We start from the raw sequence: 5,519 nt of genomic DNA, 5'->3' as shown, positions 1-5,519 counted from the left end.
TAATATTATAATTTAAGTTCTGGTTTTAGTATTCTTCTTTCTTCATTTTCCAACGATGGAACTTACGTTCCTAAGCCCAATAGAGATGAACTATCATTGCTTCTAACTTCTTATTCCTAGGATGGCAGCCAACGCAGTGTGTACGTGTGTTTCGTCCGCCCAGTTCCCGGCCATTCGTCTGATACCATCATTCCTTATTACGCCACAAATGTAGCGGCATGGAGTCCAATAAGTCTGGACTCTATTGCATATTTTCAATTTAACTTTTACTTTTGCATGCGCAAAATACGACTATTTGTTTCATAATGATCCATACAATCTTGCCTATGATACACAATGCATTTGTCCAATCCGTAATAAGTATTTTTGCATGTATTATCCTGTTTTCGTGTCATAATTCTGTGCAAAATTCTGCCACTCCCCTGCTGCCCGAACTGCAACAGGCTGAATCCATCATGTACGAATCGCCCGACAGTGCGCTCCGCCTGCTTCAATCGATGCCGGTTCCTCAGCCTTCTGACCGGCTACAGTATGCCACGTGGGCTTTGTTTACCACACAGGCACGCTACAAGCTCTATATGCAGCAGTCGGATTCCCTGATAAACATTGCCTATGATTTTTTTATGAAACAGGGGGATACGCAACGTAAGGCTTTGGCTTTGTATTATAAAGGAGCCATTTGCAAAGAACAGCAACAAATAGAGGAGGCACATAAATATTTCCTTCAGGCGGCGGAGGAGGTGGAAAAGACAACCGATTATCAGTTGGGGCATTTGATTTATGTGGGATTGGCTGATACGTATGCATATCAGCATTTGAATGAATATGCGTTGAAAGCAGCTCAAGAAGCCCATAGGTATGCTATTGCAAGTAAAAGTTATAACTATATAAGTTCTGCTTTAGTTCTTCAAGCAAGGATATGTAGTAGCTTAACTAAATATAATGAATCTATTGAATACTATAAAAAGGCAATGTCATTTGCAAAAGATAAGCAAAGAAATGGGATAAAATGCGAGTTGGCTTCTGTATATAATAAGGTAAGAGACTATGATTCGGCACTCTATTATGTACGTGAAATGATGGATTTGAATAACGAATACAGTGTTCGAGAAAATGCAGCAGGTTATTTAGTAAGTGGTGAGACTTACTATAATATAGGGAAAATAGACTCTGCTATTTATTATTTTCAGCAAACTTTAACAGCTTGCGATGTGAATATTACACAAATTACAGACGCTCATCAGCAACTTTATTTTGCTTACAAGCAGAAGAGGGATTATCAGTCCGCAGCCGAACATTGTTTTGAAATGTCTTGGTATCTTGACTCCCTGCACCGTGCAGATAAGAGTCGTGCTTTGATTGAAATTCAAGAGAAGTATGACCAGCAGAAACTGATTAACGAGAAGAACGTCTTAAAGATTAAAAAAGATGCTGTAGTTCGTAATTCTCTGATAGGATTGGCTGTAGCTATGCTGCTGGTGGCCTCTCTCATTTATGTTTACCAAAAGAAATTGCTCCGCAAGGAACGTCGTATTCAAGAAGCGGAAGAAAAAATTCGCTCCAAGTCTGTTCATATCCAGGAAAACGAACAGCTTATCAACCGCAACCGCATGCGCATGCAGGAACTGGAAGAACAGATGGAAGCCGGCAGGGGAATGCAGGAAGAGCTGGAAGAACAGCGGAAGACTTTGGCCGAAATCGCTCGGCACAACGAACAGTTGGAAGAAGAAAATCGCGGCTTGCAACGGGACATCGACGGTATGTCGGCCATACTGAAGGAGAAATCCGTGGAACTGGAGCAACTGGATGTGCTCTCGAAGGAAAACCTGCGGCTGCACGACCGCGAATGGTTCCTCTCCAGTCTCTTGCTGGAGAAAGACGAGACCCTACGGTGTCTGAAACACTCACCCCACTACATTCGCGAGGAGGAGTGGGAGGCTATCAAACGGAGTGTTGATCAGCTTTTCGACCACTTCACCAAACGGCTGACAGCCGCCATCCCCTCGTTAACGGAAAACGAACTACAATTGTGCTGTCTCATCAGGCTGCATTTCTCTAATTCTGCTATTGCTACCATGCTGGCCATTGAAGCGGCTTCTGTCTCGAAACGGAAGTTTCGGCTGAAGGAACGCATCATTCAAAAGACCGGGACTTGGAGCGCTGGAACCACTTTGGAGCTATGGTTGTGGAACTACTAAAGCATCCGATGTCCATATCAGATAAAACACGAAAAAGGTAATACGCGAATAAACAGCGTATTACCTTTTTTTATTTGTCCATACGCAGTCTATGTCCAGTCTATGAAAAACTACTTAAAAGTTGATAACTTTGCGTCAACGAAACAATGAAAATAACTATGAAACGAATTGATCTGAAAAAAGTGCTGCACATGAATTTCCTGATTCAACACTGCTGTACCGGCAATGCTGTAGAGTTTGCCCGCAAGCTGGATTTGTCCCGTTCCTCCTTGTTCAATTACTTAGGCTATATGCGTAATGATTTGGGGATCGACATCCTGTATGACAAGTATCGGGAAACTTATTACTATGATGGAGTGGGATTGTATGGTGCGTTGGGATTCAAGAAACCAACTAATTGAAGGTTCTGAAGAAAATTCTTACTTGGTAGTTAAGCTTTTAAGAAGTTAAACCTATATTTTGGTGAAGAGGATACCTGTTATGTTTTTAAGCTATTGACTTTAACTTTTAACCCAAAATCAGTTATTAGAATTTTTCCTTTTTAGTGCCTGCTTTTGTACAAATAATGGGGTGGTGTTTATATAGTTCCTAAATATCTTTATCAAAATAAAAAATCATGTTAGTCTCCATGGATCTTTTATTTATCAAGGACACTGATGCTTCCTTGCATTTTTTATGAACTAGCTGTAGGTTAGTTTCGAAGAAAAATTCGAAGAAAAATATGTTTCCGTTTGGATAATTTTATAAAAAGAATTAATTTTGTAGATGAAATGTATTTTATTGTAGAACATTGATAACAAAATAGATATATTGGATTTTTAACGGAATATTGTAAGATGAAAATGAAATTCTTTTGTTTTATAATGATGGCAGGGTTGTTGTTAGGAGCTTGTTCGAGTGATAAAGAAGATTTGGAGCCAGAGGAAGACAATCCGGTATTGCCGAGTAATGGAATCGGATATACAGTGAATGGGGTTACGTTTTATATGGTAGATGTCAAGGGCGGCACGTTTACCATGGGGAAGACAAGTGGGCAGCAAGAACCGCCATATAATGCGAAACCGGTACATGAGGTGACGCTCAGTGACTTTGCTATTGGTGAAACCGAAGTGACACAGGAACTTTGGGTGGCTGTGATGGGGACGAATCCGTCCTATAAGATTACCGATCTCCAGTGTCCGGTAAATAACGTATCGTATTACGATTGTCTGGATTTCATATGGGAACTGAATAAAGTGACGGGAGAACATTTTACATTACCTACCGAGGCGCAGTGGGAGTATGCTGCTCGTGGGGGAGTTCTTTCCAAAGGTTATCAATATAGTGGGAGTGATAATGTGGAGGATGTGGCACGATGTTATGTGTTTGATCCATCAGGCAATCCTCCTGTGGCATTTCCTGTTAAATCTTTGCAACCTAATGAGTTGGGATTGTATGACATGAGTGGAAATGTGTCTGAATGGTGTCAAGATTGGTATGGAACTTATTCATCTTCAGCGCAGATTGATCCCTTAGGACCATCTACAGGCGACTATCGAGTGCGTCGCGGGGGGAGTTGTGAGAGCGATGACGTTGTTTGCAGTGTGACTTATAGGACTTATTCGTGGCCTCAACACCGAACGAGCGGTTATGGTTTTCGTCTTGCTCTTTCTACTTCTAATTAAGGGAGAATGTTTGTATTGCGAACTTAAAATAAGTTTTTTCTATTGTTGGGATATTGACCCTCAGAAATGTGGATATTTGGTTTTTCGGGGCAGCTTTTTGTGTCTTGGTAATTTTCAGAACAGTATCCATACTCATTTTCATTTTGAAGCTATGGATTTATGCGCCAGTTCTTTTTCCTTATTAAGCCATGCTTTGTTTTTATGAGTAAGCTATCCTGATGGCCCGGATTCTTTTTTGTTTTTCTTGAATGCGTTTATCTTTTATGCGTTTTTACTTGTATTTTTCGAATAGTATTCCGTACTTTTGTGACAGATTCAATAACTAAAAACACATATTTATGGAAAATCAGGAAAATAATAACGGACAGTTACAAATAGAATTGAAGGAAGACGTGGCTCAAGGCACTTATTCGAACCTGGCTATCATTACTCATAGCAGTTCGGAGTTTGTATTCGATTTCGTACGCGTGTTGCCGGGAATGCCCAAGGCTGGTGTGCAGTCGCGTGTCGTTATGGTGCCCGAGCATGCTAAACGTCTGCTTCGTGCGTTGGAAGAGAATATTGCCAAATACGAAAGAGTGTTTGGCGAAATCCGGGTACCTCAGGAAGGTGCCGGCCGTCAGGCCATCTTCCCGTTGAAGGGTGAAGCCTGATGCTATAAAAGGCATTCTATATAATAAAGTAAGGAGGACAAGCCAGTGGCAGAACCAAGGGGCTTGTCCTCCTTCGTTTATAAAAAACACTGAGGTGCTGTGTTTATTTAGGTACACCGTATACGGCCAGGTCGCCCAGCTCTTCTTCGATGCGGAGCAGCTGGTTGTACTTGGCCATGCGGTCCGAACGGCTCAGCGACCCGGTCTTGATCTGCCCGCTGTTGGTGGCTACGGCAATGTCGGCAATGGTGGCATCTTCAGTTTCGCCCGAGCGGTGCGAGGTGACGGTGGTGTAGCCGTGGCGGTGGGCCATTTCGATGGCGTCGAGCGTTTCGCTCAACGAACCGATCTGGTTGACCTTGATCAGGATGGAGTTGGCGCAACCTTCGGCAATGCCTTTGCGGAGGAACTCGACGTTGGTGACAAAGAGGTCGTCGCCTACCAGCTGGCAGCGGTGCCCGATGCGGGCGGTCAGCTTCTTCCAGCCTTCCCAGTCGTTTTCGCTCATGCCGTCTTCGATGGAGTCGATGGGGTACTTGTTGATGAGTTCCTCCAAGTAGGCTATCTGTTCGTCGGCAGAACGTTTCTTGCCTTGGGGGCCTTCGAAGAGGGTGTAGTCATAGATTCCGTCTTTATAGAATTCGCTGGAAGCGCAGTCCATGCCTATCTTGACGTCTTTGCCCGGTTCGTATCCGGCGGTGCGGATGGCGGCCATGATACAGTCCAGTGCATTTTCGGTGCCGTTCAGGGCAGGAGCGAATCCGCCTTCATCGCCTACAGCCGTGCTGAGTCCGCGTTCGTGAAGCACTTTCTTCAGCGCATGGAACACTTCGGCCCCCATGCGCAGTCCTTCGCGGAACGACGGTGCACCTACGGGCCGTATCATGAACTCCTGAAAGGCGATGGGAGCATCGCTGTGCGAGCCACCATTGATGATGTTCATTATGGGAACGGGCAGCACATAAGTGTTGGTACCGCCGATGTATCGGTACAAGGGAATGTCG

Annotated in this window: 5 protein-coding genes; 4 read left to right on the top strand and 1 reads right to left on the bottom strand. The window is 43.8% G+C overall.

Annotated features, from left to right (window positions below):
• Positions 1–401 precede the first annotated feature (401 nt).
• From QVP67_RS01315 to QVP67_RS01300, 4 genes are all read left to right on the top strand, one after another.
• Positions 402–2,198 (top strand): tetratricopeptide repeat protein, encoded by a 1,797-nt coding sequence (locus tag QVP67_RS01315; RefSeq protein ID WP_288179773.1) that lies wholly within the window; start codon positions 402–404, stop codon positions 2,196–2,198.
• A 158-nt stretch (positions 2,199–2,356) separates the two neighbouring features.
• A complete protein-coding gene (locus QVP67_RS01310) occupies positions 2,357–2,599 on the top strand; it encodes a hypothetical protein (protein ID WP_022161758.1) in 243 nt (80 codons plus the stop codon).
• Between the two features lie 435 nt (positions 2,600–3,034).
• Positions 3,035–3,862, top strand: a complete 828-nt coding sequence (locus tag QVP67_RS01305; protein WP_022161757.1) for a formylglycine-generating enzyme family protein — start codon at positions 3,035–3,037, stop codon at positions 3,860–3,862.
• A 338-nt stretch (positions 3,863–4,200) separates the two neighbouring features.
• Positions 4,201–4,515: a DUF3467 domain-containing protein gene (locus QVP67_RS01300; RefSeq protein ID WP_022161755.1), complete on the top strand. Its 315-nt coding sequence runs from the start codon at positions 4,201–4,203 to the stop codon at positions 4,513–4,515.
• Between the two features lie 103 nt (positions 4,516–4,618).
• Here QVP67_RS01300 and eno read toward each other — a convergent pair.
• Positions 4,619–5,519, bottom strand: a 901-nt coding sequence (eno, locus tag QVP67_RS01295) for a phosphopyruvate hydratase (RefSeq protein WP_288179772.1), incomplete at its 5' end; no start/stop codon positions are given.

Source organism: Bacteroides sp. CAG:633 (assembly GCF_000435115.1).
Classification (GTDB): domain Bacteria; phylum Bacteroidota; class Bacteroidia; order Bacteroidales; family Bacteroidaceae; genus Bacteroides; species Bacteroides ndongoniae.
Note: the sequence above shows the minus strand (reverse complement) of the source record. Positions and strands in the feature narration are given on the sequence as shown.